This is a genomic window from Paenibacillus sp. FSL R7-277 (assembly GCF_000517965.1).
Taxonomy (GTDB): domain Bacteria; phylum Bacillota; class Bacilli; order Paenibacillales; family Paenibacillaceae; genus Paenibacillus_AQ; species Paenibacillus_AQ silagei.
Genome location: NZ_ASPX01000069.1, coordinates 387,409 through 409,088 on the forward strand (window position 1 = coordinate 387,409; position 21,680 = coordinate 409,088).

General features: G+C 44.4%; 13 protein-coding genes and 1 pseudogene. 8 read left to right on the forward strand and 6 right to left on the reverse strand.

Going from position 1 to position 21,680, the window contains the following annotated elements:
• The first annotated feature begins 11 nt into the window (after nucleotides 1-11).
• The 6 genes and pseudogenes from C173_RS20695 to C173_RS20720 all read left to right on the forward strand — a co-directional run bounded on the left by C173_RS20695 (nucleotide 12) and on the right by C173_RS20720 (nucleotide 8,377).
• A complete protein-coding gene (locus C173_RS20695) occupies nucleotides 12-644 on the forward strand; it encodes a hypothetical protein (RefSeq protein WP_235191972.1) in 633 nt (210 codons plus the stop codon).
• Complete coding sequence (locus C173_RS20700) at nucleotides 644-3,865, forward strand: AAA family ATPase (protein ID WP_036727866.1); 3,222 nt, start codon at nucleotides 644-646, stop codon at nucleotides 3,863-3,865. The genes C173_RS20695 and C173_RS20700 overlap by 1 nt, the downstream gene beginning before the upstream one ends.
• A gap of 117 nt (nucleotides 3,866-3,982) precedes the next feature.
• Nucleotides 3,983-4,213 (forward strand): annotated as a pseudogene (locus C173_RS33795) (sigma factor); the annotation flags it as partial.
• 346 nt (nucleotides 4,214-4,559) lie between these two features.
• Entirely contained in the window at nucleotides 4,560-6,287 is a 1,728-nt protein-coding gene (locus C173_RS20710) for a prenyltransferase/squalene oxidase repeat-containing protein (RefSeq protein WP_036727869.1), read from the forward strand.
• Between the two features lie 22 nt (nucleotides 6,288-6,309).
• A complete protein-coding gene (locus C173_RS20715) occupies nucleotides 6,310-7,068 on the forward strand; it encodes a hypothetical protein (protein WP_036727871.1) in 759 nt (252 codons plus the stop codon).
• 409 nt (nucleotides 7,069-7,477) lie between these two features.
• Nucleotides 7,478-8,377: a S8 family serine peptidase gene (locus tag C173_RS20720; protein WP_235191968.1), complete on the forward strand. Its 900-nt coding sequence runs from the start codon at nucleotides 7,478-7,480 to the stop codon at nucleotides 8,375-8,377.
• Nucleotides 8,378-9,152: 775 nt separating this feature from the next.
• Here the strand turns inward: C173_RS20720 and C173_RS20725 are convergent.
• A complete protein-coding gene (locus tag C173_RS20725) occupies nucleotides 9,153-12,272 on the reverse strand; it encodes an amidase family protein (protein ID WP_081751268.1) in 3,120 nt (1,039 codons plus the stop codon).
• Between the two features lie 318 nt (nucleotides 12,273-12,590).
• Here C173_RS20725 and C173_RS20730 point away from each other — a divergent pair, with 318 nt between their 5' ends.
• Nucleotides 12,591-13,235, forward strand: a complete 645-nt coding sequence (locus C173_RS20730; RefSeq protein WP_036727874.1) for a hypothetical protein — start codon at nucleotides 12,591-12,593, stop codon at nucleotides 13,233-13,235.
• Between the two features lie 66 nt (nucleotides 13,236-13,301).
• On the opposite strand, the gene C173_RS20735 is transcribed toward C173_RS20730, so the two are convergent.
• From C173_RS20735 to C173_RS20755, 5 genes are all read right to left on the reverse strand, one after another.
• Nucleotides 13,302-14,312: a glycoside hydrolase family 130 protein gene (locus C173_RS20735; RefSeq protein ID WP_036727876.1), complete on the reverse strand. Its 1,011-nt coding sequence runs from the start codon at nucleotides 14,310-14,312 to the stop codon at nucleotides 13,302-13,304.
• 66 nt (nucleotides 14,313-14,378) lie between these two features.
• Entirely contained in the window at nucleotides 14,379-15,329 is a 951-nt protein-coding gene (locus tag C173_RS20740; protein ID WP_036727878.1) for an MTP-1 family protein, read from the reverse strand.
• Nucleotides 15,330-15,576: 247 nt separating this feature from the next.
• Nucleotides 15,577-17,139, reverse strand: coding sequence for an extracellular solute-binding protein (locus tag C173_RS20745; RefSeq protein WP_051478227.1), 1,563 nt, complete (start codon nucleotides 17,137-17,139; stop codon nucleotides 15,577-15,579).
• 58 nt (nucleotides 17,140-17,197) lie between these two features.
• Nucleotides 17,198-18,070 carry a carbohydrate ABC transporter permease gene (locus C173_RS20750; protein ID WP_051478228.1) on the reverse strand — a complete coding sequence of 291 codons (873 nt, stop codon included), beginning with the start codon at nucleotides 18,068-18,070 and terminating at the stop codon, nucleotides 17,198-17,200.
• A gap of 21 nt (nucleotides 18,071-18,091) precedes the next feature.
• Entirely contained in the window at nucleotides 18,092-19,027 is a 936-nt protein-coding gene (locus tag C173_RS20755; RefSeq protein WP_036727880.1) for an ABC transporter permease, read from the reverse strand.
• Between the two features lie 226 nt (nucleotides 19,028-19,253).
• Here C173_RS20755 and C173_RS20760 point away from each other — a divergent pair, with 226 nt between their 5' ends.
• Complete coding sequence (locus C173_RS20760; RefSeq protein WP_036727882.1) at nucleotides 19,254-21,578, forward strand: helix-turn-helix domain-containing protein; 2,325 nt, start codon at nucleotides 19,254-19,256, stop codon at nucleotides 21,576-21,578.
• The last annotated feature ends 102 nt before the right edge of the window (nucleotides 21,579-21,680 follow it).

Here is a 21,680-nt window from a genome sequence, read left to right on the forward strand (position 1 = left end):
CGCTTAATGTCATGCAGGCAATCAAAGGCATGCTAACCGAGGCGGAAGAGATCGTGTTCATGAATCTTTTATTCTCATCCTCTGCAACAATACGTGTGGGCAATTTCGGCTTATCCCGGCGCGAGGTAGAGAAGCAGTTAAAGATATCTAATGATGATGAGCAGTTCAATTCATTTTTAATGCGGGTTAATCAGGCGGTAAGCCGGTATTTTAAAGTAATCTATGATGTGAAAAGAGATCAGGTGATCGTGATGATGCGGGTTCCTGCCCGATCCGCACGCAGTACATTGTCCAAAGAAAGTCTGGCCATTCTCTTGTTTATCTTTTATCAGCAAGAAGTGTTGCAGCATGAGTTCACGCTATTCGATCAATTGTTAAATGCTCTTGGACATGAGACGACGAAGGCAAATCAGCGTTTGATTCTAAATATTGACCAATTGAAAAAAATCGGGGCACTCGAAGAATATGATACCAATTCAAATGAGAAGGCGTATACCATCACTGGAATTGGGGCTAATATGTTCTCGGATTCCTTTCTGCGGCGTACGGTTGAATTCAGTCAATCCAATCAATTAAACAAAGAGGAAGTTCTGAAGTTTTTCAAACGATATAATCTGTATCAGGAAGGAACTGACGAAGCATAATGATACCTTGGAAAATGTGGTTTACTGGCATTCGGGATTATCAGCCAACGATGATGGACTTGTCAGGACAAGAATCACATATCTTGATCACCGGCCCGAATGGAGCAGGGAAATCTACCATAACGTACTGCATGGGGGTTGTTTTGTATTCTTCCAAGGTAGACTTAGAGGGTCTGAAATCCCGCAATCTCCTTCCGGATGATACGTGGAAAGCTCACATTCGGCTATTGTTTAAGAATGAGGGAAGCGTGCGCATGGATGCCCCTGCCTTTATCGAATTCTCGATTTATATTGTGCAGGAACCTGGACAGCCGGCCAAGAAGGAATTTATCATTCAATCGGGGGATGATCCGGAGCAATGGGATGAGACTATTAAGTATACTTCAGGTGACCGGCAATACAATTTCACTACGTACAAGAAGGACCTCCAGTACAAATACAAAATTGATCCCGACCTGTTCTACCTGATTTGGTATCAGCAGGAGGTTAATCAATTCGCGGTCATGGACCCGCAGGAGCGGTTTCGTATTTTTGCTGAAATGCATGGCATTAATCAGGTACAGCACAACTGGGAAGAAAGTATGGAGAAGTTGAAGGAAGTGCAGGAGAGTCTAAGAACAGCTGACATTAACGTTTCCAATAAAAAGCAATGGCTGGGAATTGCTAAGGCAGCGCTGGAACGGTATGAGGATAATCGCAAGCGTCTTGTACAAGGAGGCCGGATGTACGCTGGAGCACTGCTGAAATTAGAAACCTTTTATAAGCAGGAACAACAGCATTTATTAGCCAAGCAAGACCAATTGCTCGTGGACCAGGAAGCAACGAAAGACAACCTTGACCTATTACAGGAGCAAGCCGAGCGGATTACTTATGAGCTAACGCAGGTCCAAGCGGAAAAAGAGCAGATTAACGAGGAAATCACTTTATTACAGGAGAAGCTATCTCTTGTTAATAATGAAATAAATGAAACCACGAACGTTATTAATGAATTGAACCACCAGCTGAAGGAGCTGAATCAAGAAAAGTCTGGAATTACGCGCACTGAAGAAGAGGTACAGGCGCAGCTCGAGGCAATCACTTTACAGCTTCAAGAACGGAATCGTGACTTGGCGAAGGCTGATGCAGACATCCAGGAATCCGAGGGTATGATAGCGCAATTAATGAATTCAAGCTATATTCTGCATGCGCAGATTCAGCAGGATAAGGCACTGGAGTATGAACACCAGGGACGGTTATGGCAATATCACAGCAGTTATGATGTGGATAAGAATATTGCAGCATTAGAGCAAAGAATTCGAGACTTTAAGCATGAACGAGATAAGAAGGCGAAGCTGCTTCAGGCATTAACGGAAGAGGGATTTCAGCTTGAGCATAATCAATTATGGTCGGACCGCCAGAGGGAGTCACTTGCGCTATTTAAAGCGAATGGGGTGCGTGCTTATACCTTAAATGAGCTGGTTGAATTAGACGAGTCCGCCCGGCCCGCAGCAGAGGAGCAATTCGAAGCTATTAAATATACAGTATTTTTTGATGGTATGCATGTACAGGCTCCGAATGATTTGTATCATGTTCCTCTGCGAAGTATTGTGCCGGATCGATCGGTTACTGACATTCAGGAGCTTCAGATTCATGTGAAAAAAGGCATCAGTGATGATGTATTCCCGCATGCAGTTAAAGCTCTATGGTGGGTAGAGCAATTCTATCAGGCAGGAGAAATACGTGTAGAGAACAGTCTGCTGATTGATCCGAGGGGGATTCGCGGGCCACAGGAGAAGAAGAACTATATCCTAAGCCAGAAGGCTCTGCAGAAACGTAAAGAGGAAATTCAGAAGAACATTAGCCAATTAAATACAGTGCTTGCGGATATCGAGGACTCCATTAAGAGTGATACACAGACTATGCAGGAATTGCATGCGATTATTCAAGCTGTTCGTGAATCCGAAGCTTTCCTCACCAAGAAGCATGAACGTGAAGGACGGGCTGCGAAATATGCACTTGAAGTGCTACGTCTTGACGAGCAGAAGCAGCAGCTTCAGGAAATAAAGGTTGTGCACAAAAAAATCCTCGAGAAACAGGTCAAGCTGGAGCATACACAGGAAATTTTGCAGCAGGAAGCGGATTTTTATGTGCGCTTGGGACAGCAGAAGGAACAGTATGAGACGTTGCAGCAGAAGACAAAGCACCGCCAGAGCTTAGCCGCGCAACAGGATATGATAAAGCAGCAATCTGACACTCTTGAAGAACAGCTTGATCGTATAGAGGGTAATGAACGCCGACAAAACCGGAATTTTGCCAAGAATCAAGACGATGTTGAACAGGTAACGCGTACGTTGCAGCAAATGAATATCCAATTAAAAGATACCCATGAGGCGCTTGAGACATCACAAATAAATCTGCTTACGGCCATCGAAGAAATTGAGAATTTCAAAGGAACAGCACCATTTATTTATGATGAGCTGGTTAACGAGCCTGCACCAGAACTTAGTAATGTGAAAAAAACGCAGTCGTTTACCAAGCTCCGTCAAGAATATGAGTCCGGGAAGGTTACATTTGATAATGCCAGGTATGAATCGGGTCTAGACCCTGCTGCACCTGAGAATTACAAAGTCATTGAAGAAGAGGTTCACCGGCTGCAGGATGAGTATAAGCGGACAAGCTTATTGTATGAAGAGAATCAAGAACGGGCTGAGACGCTCAGGGATCAATTGGAGACAACCATTAATATGAGAGTGCTTGAAATTCAGCAGCGATTCAAGAACTACATGAGCGGTTTTCAGTTCGAGGGGCAGATTGATTGGAAGCAGCAAGAGGATCGCAAGGGACGGGTGCTGTTCCATTTATTCATAAGAGCCCGTAAGGAAGGGCACCGGGGAACGTTAGAGGATGTCAGTGTGAAGGCACGGGGAGGAAGAGTTGGTAAGGGTGTCTCTGGCGGGGAGGAGTCGCTTAGTTCACTACTGTTTGCACTCGCTTTGTTACAGAATCTGCAAACGGCACCGGGGTTTATTGTGATGGATGAATTCGATAGTGCGTTAGATGAGCAGCGGAAGTTAAAAGTATTTGATCTCTATGCGAGCGAGCTAAAGCGCAAATTAATTATCCTATCTCCGAAGTCACATGAGAACTCTTACCTGGACCGCTTTTCCAAAGCCTATATTGTGCAACATGACCCTACCGTACCTTGGAGTAAGGTGACGGGGTTGATTCTAAAGCGTGAATGAGAGCAAATATAAATTACATTGTACAAACAATTAGAGATTAAATTCAAAACTTAAAAATAACCAATTCGAATCGGAAACGATCTTGATTGGTTTATTTTTTTGACATCGTAACGTGTCCACAACCTCAAGAAATTCGACAACACCGGCGAAGACATGGAAGACCTGATCTCCATCGGAACTATTGGACTGATCAAAGCCATCGAGAGATACCGCCCGAACAAAGGAACTAAGCTGTCTAATTTTGCCGCCCGTTGTATTGAGAATGAAATCCTGATGCATTTAAGATCCCCGGAAAAAACTCGCAAAGACGTATCCCTCCACGATCCGATCGGAACGGATAAGGAAGGTCCTGCGCAAAACAAGCGTCTACGTAAATTGCCCTAAAGCGGTTTAACTTTCGTGTCTCAAATGTACATTTGGGGATGTGAGAGGTAGGCTTCTCAGCTACTAATTACTCCATACTAGACTTTAAGATTTAATTAGAATAACAAGGTTCCATTTTTGGGATATTAGATAAACATATTGACATATATATATAATGTGTAATAATAAGGGTGTAATATCAAAAAAATAGAATATATTGGATGTAAAATAGTTAATATTGTTTTTTTGAAACCCAGTTCTTTGCATTTACTATAATAAGGGTCGTTTATTAGCGTCAGAATGTAAACGCTTAATAAAAGAGGGGTGTCTTATGAAAAGTTTCAAAATCAATAACTACTTAGTCAAAATGATATTAATTATTGTTTTTATATTATTATCAGCATGTGATAACAGCCTCCAAATGCAGATGCAACCAATAAACACTAATGATTTTAAAAAAATAACTGAAAAAATAGATTTGTACAATGAAGAAAATAAAGGTGTTGGTTTTTTAATAGATGAGCTTCGAGCGAGTGGGGTCGATTATTATGGTACATTTCATTCTCTAGAAACTTTGAACTATCTTGGGTATTCAACGGGGAACGATAACCTACCACTTATTGATACTAATAAATTGTATTTTAAAGATTTAAGTGATATTTATTACTACGTTGAGATTTTCCATAATAAATTGAAATTTGATAGTAAACAAACAAGAAGAATAAAAAAAGAAATCTTAAACTATCAAGATAAGGACAATACTTTTAATTTTGATAGTGAATTTAAACAAGAAAATAACTATTTATCAACTTATATGGGGTTAAGGATTATGTCGAAGGTTAATGAGGATATTAATAATTACAAAATTAAAGAGTGGATCTATAAATGTTTAGAGTTGGAGAATAATAAAAAGGTTAAAACCGACGAGGATTTATTCATTAAAGCTTCAAATATAAAACTACTGAGTGATATTGCAAAATTAGTCAAAGTAGATGTAACAAAATATATAAAAAACAGTGAAATATTAGAAGAATTACAAAAGAAGATTAATGATACTTTGGAAAATAATGAAGGTATTGATATTCAAATAATTGAGACATTTAGCGAACTTTACAATAATATTTATGGGGAATTTCTTTCGGTATATTCTGAGTATTTACTATCATTGCAAAACGATGACGGTGGATTTGCTTTTAGTAATAATCAAGAGTCTGATTCGTTAGCCACATATATTGCTGTAAAAATGCTTAATTCATACAGTATCAATGTCCCTCGGAAAAGTAATATAGTTAAAATTCTTAATAGATTTCGATTAGCTAATGGATACTATGTTACCCCAGGTAAAATTAACACTAACTTTATAGATACATATTACTCATTTAATATTTTGACAATGATAAACAGGGAGAAATACAGCAAGCAAATAAAACAATTCCTTGTAGATAATTATTCACGTAACAATACAAACCCTTATTACCTAGATATGTTAAGTGAAAATAACTTAGTGGAAGTCGGAAGAAATTTCAAAAATGATGTTGTAGTGGTATTTGAAAATTATTTAAGTAATTGTATTCAGACAGGAAAAAGCACTCCTTGTAATATGGATGTTTTAATGATGTTACTTAAATCAATTAAGAAATACGATATTTCCATTTCTGAGTTTAACAAGGAGAGATTAAAGACACTACTAACCAAAGAAAATGAAAATATGCAAATTAATAATACAATATATCAGTTTTATATAGCAGATTTTCTAAAGGAAGACAGTTTTATTAGAAAGGAACAAACTATCAATCAATTAGATAGACATTTAAGAAATGTACTAGATTTGAAAAACGATTCGTCAATAAAAGAGGTATTTTCTATTTTAAAATTTTATGAAGATTTTAATCTTACTATTGACGTTACAACGAAAGAAGGTTTAAAGAATTTCTTGTATTTTTATCATATAGGTGAAGGTGTATTCAGAATGAAATCAGAGGCCGAAAGTTTCGCATCGTTTGAGTCAACGTATTACGGAATCTGGTTATATCAAAGATACCTATGGAATGGTATATAAAAAAATTAAAGGAGACGTTACAATGAAAAAGTTGTTTAAGGTGTCAGTAACAGTGCTATTATTAATGTCGGTTTTCCAAGTAAGTGCATTTGCCAATGATATTAATGATCAAGAAAAAGTAGTTGAAAAGGAATTTATTTCTTCACAAAAAGTAAACATCGATAAGAAGTTTAATAGGGATTTTGAACTTATTGAATACGAGGATGGTGGTAATAAAGTATATACATTTAATGAAAAAATGGACCCGGAAACATCAAAAATAGCAATGAAATATATTAATACTATCCTTGGGGATGTAAATGTGCAAACCGATGTAGATAGAGGGCATAGTGAAGGGGTCTACTACGGGAATTCAACAGGCTATGACACGAATAACGCTGTGGCGTACACATGGGCAAACACTGATGCTTCTTGGAATTATCCTTTTAATAGTTGGAATGCTAGAGCTTGGGGAGGGAGTTCGGCAGGATGGTTTGGAAGTAATTTTGATTATTTGAAACTGGTACAACAAGTCACCGTTAATAAATATGGGATAGGGGGAACTATATCTTGGCCACCTTCTTTAAATATAACATATTCAAGCTCAACAAAAGGCTGGATATCTGAAAGATATAACAGCAGTGGTACAGTTGGTGCAAAACACGACGATCTTATGGTAAGTGGGACACTTGGAGTTAATTCCCTCTCCTCGATTATATATCAAGACGGAGGAGATATTTACTTGACAAGTGGCTCAACTATATATAAACCACGTACTTATGTGAAGTTTTATAACTGGTAATACTAAAAACTAATTCATCGACCATTCCGTAGAGTATAGTTAAAAGGGGGCTTATAATAAGTCTCCTTTTATACTATTTAATTAGATTTTAAAGAAAGGAATACTCTAAAGCATGCGGCTTGTATAGGACCCACTATGTTTTCACTGATTACAGAGAGTGGCTGAAAAACTTAAATAAAAGACAATTGATATTAAATGGAAACATATTTATTGGCTGGAAGTCAGTTTGCAGAAAGGTGGATAATTACTTTTAATAAGTTGATTTAGAGAACAAGAACCTATTTGGAGTGTGGAATGATTGAAGTATTTAACCTCTAAACCCAAATCCATTATATTAATCTTGACTATGTTTTTTATACTTTTGTTTGTAGGATGGCATCTGAATTTCAATAATAAAGTTAATTCTAACTTGGAATTATTGCAAAGTGGTTTTATGCCTAACGATGCAATATTTAGTACAACAGAATTAACAAAAATGAAAACGAATAATAAAAACGAAAAAACAAAATCCGTAAATATAGTTGTTATAGATACGGGAGCCTCAAAATTTCAAGAATCAAATGTGACATTTTTCAAGGATTTCGTTAACAATAGGGAGAATTTATATGATGATAATGGGCATGGTACTGCAGTGAGTGGAATAATGGCAGGAGAATTGATTGATAAAGACTACAAGTATTATGGCGTTTCACCACATGCAAATTTAATTATATTAAAAGCTATGGATGAAAACGGAAAAACAGATATATATACGCTTTTAAAGGCTTTTGATTGGGTTTCTAAAAATAGAGATAAATTTAATATTAATATAGTTTGTTTGTCTTCAGGATATTTAACTGATGGGAAATTAGAAGACCCTCTAAATAGTAAAATAACAGAGATTGTAAATGATAACGTGCTGGTAATAACTTCTGCTGGAAATCACAAACTTACATACCCAGGCAGATTAACTGATGTTTTAGCAGTTGGTAGTTTGAAATTCGAAAAAAAATCCAGTGGTATTAGATATAGTATTGCCGATAACTCTAACTATAAAGTGGTTATAAACGAGAGTCTAAAACCTGACATTTACATGCTAGGAGTTAATATTGTCGCACCAACTACAAGAATTAATGTTTCTCATAATTTCTTTTTAGCAAGTGGGACATCATTTTCTGCCGCAATTGCAGCAGGTTTTGCTGCTAATATCTTCGATAGCAATCCCACATACAGTGCATTGGAAGTTAGGCATGAATTAATGAATTTATTTTCCTATGAGAATCTTTTCGAGTTTGACAATTTTAAGAGTCATAAAAAAAAAAATTATTAATAACCTTTTATATCTACTTTTATATTACAAAGAAAGGTGGTTAGATTATGTCTAGGGCTTTAATACTGCCGTATCTTCTTTTATTTTTGATAAACATAATGATGGGGTTAGTTGCCAGTAATATGGCTGCAAAAAGGGGTTTTTTGAAGGTGCCTGCTTTTTTTGTAGGCTTATTTACTTCTTTTTTGGCCTTGTTAATTATCGCTATGTTTCCCAAAAAATAAAATTATATTGCATCAGACTAAAAGCAGCAGTGATCCACCAGCGTATCGACTTGTATAATAAGATGTATTTACTGCGTCTTTGGAATAGGTATAGGACGCGCTTGTTTATGACTCACTAGGAAGGCCTCCAACTGCGCATCTGTTGAATTGTAAGCGAGAACAACTATTCAGCACCTATCACAAAGAAAAGAGCAATGTCTGGAAAGCCGATGTCGGAAAAATCGAGAACTAAACGTAAAACGAATCCGAAGACCTCTGGAGATATGTAGCTGGACGTACTATATTTTCAAATATAGAATAACCAGGGCTTCCCGCTCTTTCTGCATCACGGGCATGGAAAAAGTGACGCTGGAGCTCAGCTTACTTTCGCTCACCCACAACCTGCTGAAGCAAGCAGCGAACGACCAGAAAAGCAAAGGAGCGGTCCTCCAATAACGGAGAATCGCTCCTTTTTTTACCTGTTACGCTTTGAAGAAGCTATAGGTTTTGTTTCCACCTATAAGAATATTTACTTTTGGGACAGCCTCTTTCCTTTACACTTTTAACTTCCCTTACTTCCCACTCTCCAACAACCTCGCCACCATAGTAGCGAACTCTGCCCGGGTAATGTCTTTAGCAGGCTTAAAGGTACTGTCTTCGTATCCGGTAATAATTTTATTGGATGCGAGTGCATCAATGGAGTTATAATACCAAGCCTCTTTATTAACATCCTTGAATGAGGTGGTTCCGGTACCCGTCAGCTTGAAGGCTCTGGTGATTAGGGTTGCTAATTCACTGCGGCTAATCTTAGCATTAGGGCGGAAGGTGCCGTCGCTATAACCGTTCATCAGGCCGGCACTGGCGGCTGCGCCGATGTGCTTGTTTGCCCAATGTGCTCCAGATACATCGGTGAAGCTGCTTGCTTGTCCGTCAAGCCCCATGTGCGTTGTAATGACCTTGATGGCTTCGGCACGGGTCAAGCCTGCATTCGGACGGAAGGTTCCATCTTCATAACCCGTCAGCAATCCTTTGGAGATTAGCAGGTCAATGCTTGCTTTTGCCCAATGATTCAGTGTATCTGTGAAGCTGACCACTTCCGGCGCAGGTGTTGGTGCTGTTGTTTCTGCTGGTGCTGGTGTTGCTGTAGGAGCCGGTGTTGGTGTAGGCGAAGGCGTTGCTGTTACCGGTGGAGTTCCGGTACCTCCTCCAGGACTTGGATTGCTTGGTTCATTGTCTACTGGATCAGGATCAGTAGGGGTTGGAACATATGGGAGTGCTGGAGCAAAAGCGGTAAGCAGTCTGGCTTGACTTTGCTGCTCAAGCGCATAGCCCATACCCAGAACTTTGGCATCGTCCCATGCTCTGCCTACAAGCTGCATCGAGATCGAATAACCGCTGTCGTTCGTTCCTACAGGAACCACTACGGTAGGGAGGCCGACATTAGACGTTAATACTCCCGTGTTGCGGTCAGAGCTTAACTGAGAGGCTGATGCGTCATTGTTATACACGTCACTGATGAAGCCTGCATAGACAATGGCATCCACGCCATTCTCGTCCATCCAGCCTTTGATCACTTCTTTATAGTCCGTTCTATACTTGATGTAATCCTGTACAGCCTGTTCCGTCATCCGCGTAGGTGCAGTATATCCTCTCTGATTATAGATAAGCACCTTATCTGAAGCGAGTACACTTGCTCCATCCGCGTAAGGGAAGGCCTTATGAAGCTCGATATAGCGCGCCCAGCCTTCCGTAGATCCGTTAATGCCTTGAGGACGGGTAGGGGCTGCTGGCATTTTTGACATTTCAACCATTTCCGCTCCCGCAGCTTGCAGCTCAGAGAACTTATTCTTTACTGCCACTCCGGTATCATCATCTGCGTAGCTGGAGACAAAGGATTCGGGGATGTATCCGATTTTCTTTCCTTTCAGTGCGCCGGCATCCAGCGACTCCTTCCAGTTCTCCGGACGTTTATGATCTGCATCAGCAGTTACGGTGAAAATATCCTGCGGGTCCGTACCCGTTGTAGCATTCAGCATAATAGCCAGGTCCGTTACGGTTTTGGCGATGGGCCCCGCATAATCCTGTCCCCAAGTGAGCGGCAGCACACCTGTCGTACTCGCCATGCCGTCTGTACCACGGAAGCTCTTTAGACTGGCGCCTGTTGTCGGTGCATAGAGAGATACCCCGGTCTGCGATCCCATAGCTGCCGCTGCGAAATCAGCTGCAACCGATACTGCCGATCCTCCGCTGGAGCCGAAAGAGGTTTTGGAAGGATAGAGTGCGTTCCATGTCTGCATCCAGCCGCTTTCACTAAAGCTTCCGCTGTTCGCGAACTCCGAAGTATTCACTTTACCAATAATGACCGCGCCGGCTTCCCGCAGCTTATTCACCTGGAAGGCATCCGATTCAGGGCGCCACCCTTCAAGTGCTTTACTGCCGCCTGTTGTAGGCATGTCCTTGGTGTCATAGATGTCTTTGATCGCAATCGGAATTCCCAGCAGATCGCCCTTGGCGCCTTGTGCACGGGCTTCGTCAGCCGCTTTGGCCTGAGCCAGCGCAGTTTCGGATACATGCAGGAAGGCATGGAAGCCGAGTTGCCCCATATCGTATGCCTTGATTCGATCCAGATACGCTTGAGTAATTTGTACAGAAGTCGTTGTACCGCTAATCAGATCCTGCTGCATCTGTGCAATGGATTTATTCACAACATCGTAAGGGGAGGAAGTGATGAAGCTTTGCGCTGCAGGAGCCTCTGGAACGAACAGGGTATCTCCAGTATTAAGTCCCTCTATGCCTGAGATATCCCAGTTGCTGATGGAGCGGATCTGTGCAGGGGTTAAGCCGGATACATCCAGCTGCTGATTAAGTCCATTAAGCGTGGCAACCAGATTGTTCAGCCCGGCTTCACCAGCTTCTCCAACTTGTACAAAATTCACCAGGGATTTCGACTGGCCCGGTTCAAGGTTCAAGGTATTAATGAAGCCATAGAAATTCGCCTCATTACCGGACTTGGCCAGAGGTGTGGTGAATGGATTCTGCTGTTGATTCCCTAGAGCGGTTAATCCATTATTAAATGGATGTGGAGACCCGACCGCAACACCTAGAGGTTTATTGTTTCTGGCGCTGCTGTCGACCACAATCCATGAATCGTCTGTAGTCACCTCCAGATCATTGGAGTAGGTTGCCTTGACGACTGAAGCGTTGGCCGCTGTGCCATAGCCTAAGGAGCCGCCGAAGGATACATCAACCTTTACAGCCATATCATTCTTATTGGTAAAAGTATCAAAGAATCTAGTTCTATTATTGATAGTGTCCACATACACATCACGGGTGACGGTGACATTTCCGAGATTGACAGATTGAGACGAAGTGAATCTATTAACGCCATCGTACTTGAGGTCGAACCCGCGCATCATTTGTCCATTCATCAGGGAAGCTGAAGGTGAAGATACTTTAACAAAGATATTACCGAATCCCTGCACTTGTGTAGTACCGACGGTACGCAAGCTCCCTGTGTCCAAGCTGGGTGCAAAAGCATCGTGAATCTCCCATACGGTGCCACTAGATGAAGTAACCCTCGTTAAAGCATCGGCCGTTTGAAACGGAATGACTCCTGAAGCAATAACAGATAACGCAATGGAAGTAGCTATAACTTGCCTCTTCGTTCTACGCAGACGTTTTAACTTACTCATGTAGGCAATCTCCCTTTCCTCTATGTATATTATTAATTGTGTTAAGAAATATAACATTGTATATTAATTCAGTCAATGAATAATATGAAATTAAAGTATTTTTAGAGATTTTAACAAAGGGAGAGTACTATATTTATTAAAAAGTGCATGAAAAATAATATAAAGGTGTTTTATATAACGTTATATGTTATGTATATGGTAGTTATCCTGGTTAGTTTTTTCATAAGCCTACTTTTATGCTGATAGATTATGGAATGTGCTACAATATTTTAAATGGAATTTTTGCTTGTATAGGATGACACTCAAAGGAGATTTAGAATGAAACGCTATCGATGGAGCATTACGGTTTATTTCATGCTGTTCGTGTTTGTCTTATTCACATTATTCAATGACTATTCACCAATCCTGATCGTAGTGGGCGCTGTGGTGGCTACTCTCATTGTTTTTACAATCCAATTCTATTATCCGGCAGTTTTGGACAAGCGTGTGGACCGCGTGGAGTCTTTTTTGCGCAACCAGACAAACAATCCTGCGCTGTATATTCAGTATGTTCTTGCGAACCGGCTTGAGGATGAAGCGGGAACGGTTATGGAGCAGCTGATGAGCAAGCATAAAAGGGTAGCGGTACAGGCAACGTATAAGGCGGCTTACGGATGGTACCGAAAAGATATGGCTGCTATTCAGGAAGCCGTGCCGTATATCCGCTATCCGGATTACCGGGCGTACTATGAAGCGGCTCTTTTGCTGGAGGAAGGGAATAGTGCACAGGCGCGGGAACATTTGAAGTCCATCCGAAAGGCATGGATGAGATCAGCAGTGCTTGCGGAAATTGAACGCAAAGCGGGCAACAACGAGCTCGCGGTCAAGTATGCCAGGGAAGCGGTGGAGGCTTCGAGAGGTGTCCAGCGTTATGTGTTATATAAGGAGTATGAAAGAACGTTACCGCAAGCGGTTGAAGCATAGTTTGAAAAACCGGGTATCATCCTCATTCAAGGATGATACCCGCTTCTGTTAGTTAGGATGCCAGTCTTACTGCCCTAAACAAACCCTGATCAGATCATCGACATGCGCGGTCGCCAAACATTCCACAGTGTCAGCAGCACCGTAATAGATTTTGACTTCGCCATCGTCCTCCAGAATCATGCCGCCGGGGAAGATGACGTCATTGCGGAAGCCTCCGTCGATTTCGTAGGGGGCTTCAGGGGCGAGCAGCGGAGAGGCGCTCATCCCGAGGATTTTCTTCGGATTATGGAGGTCAAGCAGCATAATGCCTGCTGTATACCGCTTCTTCCAGGACGGCTCCCAGCCGTTCTTGCCTCTGGCGGGATCAAGATCCACCGCATGGAAGGTGGTCAGCCAGCCCTTGTCTGTCTTCACGGGCGGTGCTGCCGGGCCGATCTTGTCATTGGCGAATGGGACCTGCTCCACCGCCAGCAACAGATCGGAACGTCCCCAATAGATGAGATCCGGCGACTCCGCGATCCAGGTGTCGAACCGGTCCCTGCCTCCGCGGCTGTATACGGTGAACGGCCGTTCCAGCCGCACGTAGTTGCCGTTGATCTTCTCCGGGAATAGGACCATATTCCGCAGGTCCGGCGTGGACAGGCTCAAGATTTCAAAGGATTCAAAATCATCCGTGACTGCGATCCCGCCCCGGATCCCATGCCGCGTATCTACAGCGAAGCACATGTAGCAACGGCCGCCGATCACTGTCAGCCGCGGATCATATCCGCGCACATACTCTTCGTCGTTCAGCTTGAACACCGGCTTCGGCCCGGCCGTCCAGTGAATTCCGTCTTCACTGAAAGCGATACCGAGATCCGTTGTGTGAGACGGCTCCAGGGTCTGCTTCTCAAGGGAGCCGTAGTCATTGCGGAATACCATCACATACCGGCCGCCAAACTTCACCACTCCTGCGTTGAACACAAGTGCGGTGGGGTAAGGGACCCGCGCTGCATCCAGCACAGGGTTGGCCGGATGACGGCGGATGAAGGGACTGGATGCCAAAGCTCCTATGACGGGTGTATTGTTATCATTCATCGTTGAATAATCCTCCTTGAGTGTTGAACTGCTTTTTCTTTAACTTGAATTTTTAGTTCAATCTATTTAGACAATGCTTCCGTAGGGTGCGAACGGATAGTCGATCGTAATGCGTCCGGCCTGGCAGTCGCCAACGCCGCTGTACAGATCGGCCTTGCCGTCCCCCCGCATCACGATCCCCGAAGAGAAGACGCAGTCCGTCAAATACGGTGCCTTGGCCGGTCCGGGCGGGTAGCAGGAGCGGCTTCCGATCAGATGCAGGTCATGGGATTCCCGGGTCACAGGATCGAAGATGAAGGACATGTTCAGATAGACCTTGATTTCCTGCCCGTTCTCATCCTTGTGCGAATAACAAATATGGCCGATGATTCCGATCTTGCCGCTGCTCAGCAGGTAAGCCTGATTGACGCCTCCCCATTCGCCTGCTCCGAAGATACCATGAATATAAGGGGCGTTCTCAATGACATCAGCAGTCAAATCCTCCAGCTTGTCAATCACCGTGAAGCCGATCATCGATTCGCTGCCATATTGGCCCTTCACCTCATGGCCCCGCGGACGCGAGAAGACGCCAATTCTGCCGTCCGCCAGAGCGACAAGGCGAATATCCTTCATTTTGTTAGGACCAGTGGTAAAGTAGTACAAGTCGTGGAGATCCGTCCCCCGGTAAAAATAACCGAAATACGTGCTGTATTTGCCTCTTTCATATTGCACATGCGTTCCGCCCAGTACGAGTTCATCACCTATTTCAGTGATATAGGGGTCCTCCAGCGTATAGATCATGCTGTTCTCCACCAGGGTCCACTCATCCTGACCGGTTTCCTCGAACAGACGGACCCATGAGCGGGCCCATTCCTCCCGGCGTTCCACCCGGCCGAACAAGTAGCGCTTGCCATCCCGTTCAAAAGGGATCGAAATATTATAGACATCGAATCCGTCCACGTTTTTAAATATCAAGGTTGCGCTGTCATAAATGGTTTTTGTTGCTTCAAATTCTCTTTTTTGCTGATGCAGGCTCAAAATTTTTTCACTCCTTTATTCTATATAGATTGAACTAAAAATTTAAGTTAAAGGAAAAGTGGCGGAGGGGAATTTTGGAACTGGAGGAGCGGTAGCGTCCGCCTTTGTCTCCGGATTTCAACCGTTACAAACGGTATAAAATCATGAAATCTGGAGACAACAGCGGCCGGAAGTCCAAAACTTCTCTGGAGTCACAGCTAATTCCGAAACACAAAAAACATTAGTTCAATTTATATAGCAGCTCGTTTTATTGCTGAGAGGCTTGATATTCCTTGAACTGCTTTTGGTATTCGGCAACGACTTTGTCCAGACCTGCCTTCTTCATTTTATCCAGCGCTTCCGGGAAGGCCTTGTCATAGTCCAGCACCCCCATATAGATTGGAGTGATGCTGGCTGAAGCTTCCGAGAGGATATTGGTATATTCGGTTCTTACATTCGTCGGGTCAAAAATAAAGTTGGCGGCGATACTATTGACCGCATTCGGATTAGGCTCGAATAAGACCTTGTTATTCTCAGGAATACTGCTCTCCGGGTCAAAGCGCATAAAGTTCACATTGCCGTTCTGTGAATCGGAGCCTCTGTATCTTGGATTATTATTGTTGTTCGGGTCTCTGATCGGCTTCAGGCCCTTGTCGCCATCTTTGGTGTAGTGCTCACCCTCGATGCCATACTGAACCAGGTCGTAGTTATCCTGGCTGGCCAGCATCCAATCCATAAATTTCACGGCAGCCTCCGGGTGCTTGCTGTTCGCTGGTACGGCATTTCCGTTCTTGAAGGAGAGAGGGCGCAGATACTCTTTCTCCGGGTTAAACCACACTACGCCGATATCGTCCACTGTAGCATCCGGGTTGTATTTCTGGAGTCCGTTCAAGCTTCCGCCCGTTCCCAGGCGTACGAACCACTCCCCGCTGTCGAGCTGGGCATCTACCTGTTCCTGCTTCATGACCAGGATGTCAGGGTTCGTAATTCCCTTGGTGTACAGCTCGTGCATGAAGGCGGCATCCTTCTTGAATTCGTCGGTTTCAATCCAGGATTTGACCTCTCCGTTCTGGTTGACATAGAAGAACTTATCCTTAACGGTGAACGGGAAGGTGTCATAGGTCCGGTGCAGGATGGAGGTATGCAGATTGATCGGGTCAAAATCGGCCCGGGTGCCTAAGTAAGGCTTGTTCTTTCCCTTCCAGTTCTTCATCACTGTCTCCCAGGCGCTGATCAGCTCAGCCGGAGTTGCCGGCTCCTGCAAATGGTTCTCGCGGAGAATGTCGCGGCGGATATTGAATTGGCCCTCGCTAGCCATTTCAACCCAATAGGAGGGCACGATATAATATTTCCCGCCGATGGTCGCCCCGTTGAAGATATCCTCCGGAATATTCTTTTTCAGGTTGGCTCCGTACTTCTCAATCTCTTCAGAGATATCTGCCAGTGCACCGCGGGTGTAGTAGTTGGAAAAAGGAGTGCGGTCCTGCATGACATGAAACAGATCGAACTCTTCCCCGGTGGATAGCATCAGGTTCAGCTTCTGGTCCCAAGCATCCCAGGGGATGAAGATTTTCTCTACGGCAACGCCGACACCGTCAGCAGCCAGCTTCTCATTGACCTTCTGGAACACCTTTTGGTAATCCTTGGGCTCGGTGCCGGGAACCACGTATTTGATCTTGACGACCTCAGAAGAATTAGTCTTCTCTGCATTCGGGGATGAAGCATTGCTTTCTCCATTTGCGCCAGGGCTGGCATTATCGGCCTTGCCGCACCCAACCAGGGTGGACAGGGCAAGCACCACGGCTAACAGGGTTGCATAGGATTTTCTCATGAATAATACGGACCTCCTCTTATGTTGTCTTCTATATGTTAACCCCTAAGGGATGACATCAGCCTTTCACCGAACCGATCACGAGCCCTTTCACGAAGTACTTCTGTAAGTAAGGATAGAGGAAGACGATCGGCCCGATGGTTACGATGGCTGTCGCCATCTTGACCGACTCCGAAGGAAGCGTAACGTCACTTGTTCCGGCCAGCATGGCCATATCGTTCAGCATACTGATCTCCGATTGCATCTGCAGAAGCATGAATTGCAGCGGGTACAGGTTTTTCGTGTCAATCAGCATGATCGCATTCCACCAGTTGTTCCAATAATCCAGTCCATAGAAGAGGGCAATCGTCGCCAGTACCGGTTTGCATAACGGAAGATAAATCTTGAAGGCAATGACAATATCACTGGCTCCGTCGATGGTGGCTGATTCCCGCAGCGAGTCAGGAATGCCGTTCATGAAATTGCGCACCAGGAAGAGATTGAACGGGCTGAACAGGAGTGACGGGATTATCAGGGCGAGAATATTATCGGTTAATCCGAGCGCCCGGTTCATCAGATACCAGGGCACAATGCCGGCTGAGAAAATCATGGTGATAAAAAAGTAAAGGGCGAGCAGATTGCGGTGCCTCACATTTTTGTTCGCCAGGGTATAGCCTGCCATAGAAGTAATCAGCAGGGCCAGCGTGGTACCGACGAGAGTGACAAAAATCGAAATGCCGTAGCTCTGAATGACCTGGGAGCCGCTTGTAAAGATCAGCTTATAGGCATACAGAGAGAATTTCTCCGGAAACAGGCTGTAGCCGTTCTTAAGAATGGCATCCTCATCCGTGATGGAGATCATCAGCACAAGCAGCATCGGAAGCAGGCACAGCGCCGAATAGACCGCTGTCAGCGTGTACATGACCGTTCTGCTGATTGAAATTCTTTTCATGAATACTCCTCCTTCCCGGATTTAATACAACGCGCCATCTTTGAAGTACTTGCGGGTAACGGCATTGGTACCAAAGACAAGGATAAATCCGATAACCGACTGGAACAGTCCCACGGCCATGGCTTCAGAAGGGTCGCCGATCTGGCGCAAGGAGCGGAACACATACGTATCAATAATATCCGTAGTCGAATACAGGGTGCCGTTGTCCCCGATGAGCGCATAGATCATCCCGAAATCGCCGTACATAATTTTGCCGACCGAGAGCATCGTCAGAATAATAACTGTTGGCATCATTAGCGGAAGCGTAATCCGAAAACACATCTGCAGGCGGTTCGCCCCGTCAATCTCGGCTGCTTCATACAACGTCTCGTCAATGCCGGTAATGGTCGCCAGGTAGATGATCGCGCTCATGCCGGCCCCCTTCCACACATGCATGATGGTTAGAATCGCAGGCCAGGACTGGGCTTCGGTATACCAGTTCACGGAGGTCATTCCGAATTGGTTCAGGATTCTATTGATCACACCCATATCCATCGAGAAAAGCGCATACAGCACATAACTGATGACGATCCATGAGATGAAATTGGGGAATAACATCAGCGACTGGCTGATCTTCACAAACAGCTTCTTGCGCAGCTCGTTCAGCACCAGTGCAATGGCCAGCGCCATCAGCGTACCGAAAACAATAAACAGTAAATTAAGGTAAATGGTATTAAAGGTAACTGTAAGCGCTTTATTGGAGCGGAAGAAAAACTCAAAGTTTTTGAAGCCGACCCATTCGCTATGGAAAATTCCTTTTGTATAATTGAAGCGCTGGAAAGCAATAACCATATAAGGATAGGTCATATAGCCGAAAATAAAGGTGTAAGCCATGGCCGGCAAAACCAACAAATAGGATGTGCCATTCCTGCGGATGTCTGACAGTATGCTGAGCCCTGGACGCCGTTTTTTCTTCAATTCCTGTTCCCCCCTATTTGTTTGTTGTAGATGACTGTTGCCTTGTTTTCAGCTTAGCCATAGCCGCAGTAAGAGTCTATTTTAAAAGATAGCAAACGCTTTCAAATTAGCACACAAGGCTTTCAAAAAAACGGAATGGCTTTCATTTTCGCCTGATTCAGTACCGTTTCAGCCGGAAATGTACTATATTTAGAAATGATACCGAGCAGCAGGGGAGGAATACAGCATGCGGGCAACCATCAAGCGGCTTGTTCGATACAAGGCCTTTCAAAAACTCACCATTTCATATTTCCTGCTCGTTCTGCTAACTGTTAGTCTGCTGTCCAGTGTACTCTTCTCCCTGTTCTCCCGAAGCGCCATTAAGGAGATCGAACGCAATTCCCGGGCCATGTTATCCCAGATCACATATGCTTCGGATGTCGTCTATAACCAAGTCATGACAATCGGAAATACACTGCTGATTCAACCGGAGATCCTGTCCTTTCTGGATGAGACGGCGGAGAATAAGGTGAGCAATTATCATATTCATCAGCAGATCGAACAGATTGCCAATCTGAACCCGTACATCCACAGTATCGGAATCCACCGGCCTTCTACAGGCACGACCATCGATACAGCCGGGCTTCCGTTCGACGCATCGCTCACCGCGCTCAGTGCGAAGCAGTACATGGAGTTCAATCCGCGCAGCCTGAAGGTTGCGGGCCGGAATAACGGCAGGCCGTTACAGTTCCTGACCTTCTTGCTGTATCCGAATTTCGCATACCAGACCGGAGGCAGTCCGCTGATCTATATCAATGTGGAGGAGCAGTCGATTCTGACGACGATCCGCAAGATCGGTAAAGCGGGCGCGGCCAATAATGTCTTCGTGATCAATAATGAAGGTAAAGTGCTGTCTCATACCGATTCGAATCTGTTCCTGGATGACTTATCCGGGGAGGAGTATGTACGGACCATATTAATAGAGAACCAACCGGAGAACAGCTTCACCACAACGATCGCAAACGAAATGAATTTGGTCACTTATGTGAAATCAGAGGAACTGGACTGGTATTTTGTAAGCGTTTCACCGTATTCTGAGCTCATCACTGACATTGACCAGCTCCGGGGGATTACGCTGCTGGTCACAGCCGGTATTGTACTTGCAGGTCTGTTGATCTCTATCCTGTTGACCTCGAATATGAATAAGCCCTTATCGGCGCTGCTGGAGAAGGTCATGCCGAGCCCAGTCAAACCCGCATCCGGCCTGGCGCTGATTGATGAATACAAGATGGTGACCGAGGTGTTCCAATCCTATCATGAACGTGAGAAATCGATGCAGTTCGTCATCAGCCATTCCTCCCGGACGGTCCGTGAGCATTATCTTCATGCCTTGCTGCGCGGTCAATCCCTGGAGGACTCGGTCTCAAGCGAAATGATTAAGGAGATTGGCGAGGAGGTTGCGGGACCGTTCTTCGGCGTGCTGGTATTCAAGATTAATGAGCTTGAGCCTGCAGGGGAGAGGGCAGAGGGGAAACAGCAGTCTTTGCTGCGCTTCGCACTTGGGAATATCGCCAAAGAACTGTTGGAGCATATCGGCCCCTGCGATGTTCTTATTATGGGAGGAAACGAGGCTGCCGCCATCCTTCAATATACGAAAAATCAGCTCCCGGAGGAGCTTAAGCCTGCCTTGCGCAATATTCAAAGCTTCCTGAACCGTTACTTCAAGGTGACTGTATCGATAGGTGTAGGAGATATCTCCTTTGGCAAGGGGAATATTCCGTCCTCGTATACATCAGCCCAGCAGTATGTGAAATACCGCTTAATCTATGGGAAGGAAGCGATTCTGGACGCAGCAGCGACACGGCACCATGTGTTAACGGCCTTAAGCTATCCAAGTAGCTGCGAGAAGAAGCTGATTGAAGCCGTGCAGCAGGGCAAGCCGGAGCTTATTGCTAGCGCCATCGAAGAATTTATCGATACTATATCCGGCGGATCTGTGCATCAGATCATCACCTTCAGCACGCAGCTTATGCTGTCGTTGCTTAAAGCTTTTGACTATTTGCAGCATGTGCCGGATTCTAATTTCAATGACTATCTGCAGGCGGTAACCGAAATTGAAGGCGCTGAGGATCTGACGGAGATCCGTAACCTGTTTGGCCGCTATTGCTCCACCATCTGCAAATTAATTGAAGACAAGAATCACTGGATGAATGCCAAGAAGCATAATAGTCTCATTGAAAAGGTGCAGAATTATGTCCATGAGCATTATGCCGAGCCCAACATCTCCCTTGATCTGGTGTCCAAAATCGCGGGCCTCTCTCCCAGCTATCTGGGTAAGCTGTTCAAAGCAGCCACTGGGCAATCCTTCAGTGAATACCTGAACAACACCCGGCTGGACAAAGCGAAGGAGCTGCTTGCTGGAACTTCGGACACGGCGGCTAAGATCAGTGAAGCGGTCGGGATCTACAACATCACTTACTTCTCCACCCTGTTCAAGAAAAAGTACGGGCTGACCCCTTCGGCCTTCCGTGAGCAGGAGGCGATGAAAGGCGCTGTAGGTGATGATGAGTGATATAAAAAACACCTGCTGAAGAGCGCGAGGCCACTGAAAAACTAGCCTTTCTTAGAAAAAGTAAAAAAACGTATTTAAAAGACGACGTTATTCGGTTTCTCC

Coding starts and splice junctions, on each gene's coding strand:
- C173_RS20695 (WP_235191972.1), top strand. CDS start 12: ATGCAGGCAATCAAAGGCATGCTAACCGAGGCGGAAGAGATCGTGTTC.
- C173_RS20700 (WP_036727866.1), top strand. CDS start 644: ATGATACCTTGGAAAATGTGGTTTACTGGCATTCGGGATTATCAGCCA.
- C173_RS20710 (WP_036727869.1), top strand. CDS start 4,560: ATGAAAAGTTTCAAAATCAATAACTACTTAGTCAAAATGATATTAATT.
- C173_RS20715 (WP_036727871.1), top strand. CDS start 6,310: ATGAAAAAGTTGTTTAAGGTGTCAGTAACAGTGCTATTATTAATGTCG.
- C173_RS20725 (WP_081751268.1), bottom strand. CDS start 12,272: ATGAGTAAGTTAAAACGTCTGCGTAGAACGAAGAGGCAAGTTATAGCT.
- C173_RS20730 (WP_036727874.1), top strand. CDS start 12,591: ATGAAACGCTATCGATGGAGCATTACGGTTTATTTCATGCTGTTCGTG.
- C173_RS20735 (WP_036727876.1), bottom strand. CDS start 14,312: ATGAATGATAACAATACACCCGTCATAGGAGCTTTGGCATCCAGTCCC.
- C173_RS20745 (WP_051478227.1), bottom strand. CDS start 17,139: ATGAGAAAATCCTATGCAACCCTGTTAGCCGTGGTGCTTGCCCTGTCC.
- C173_RS20750 (WP_051478228.1), bottom strand. CDS start 18,070: ATGAAAAGAATTTCAATCAGCAGAACGGTCATGTACACGCTGACAGCG.
- C173_RS20760 (WP_036727882.1), top strand. CDS start 19,254: ATGCGGGCAACCATCAAGCGGCTTGTTCGATACAAGGCCTTTCAAAAA.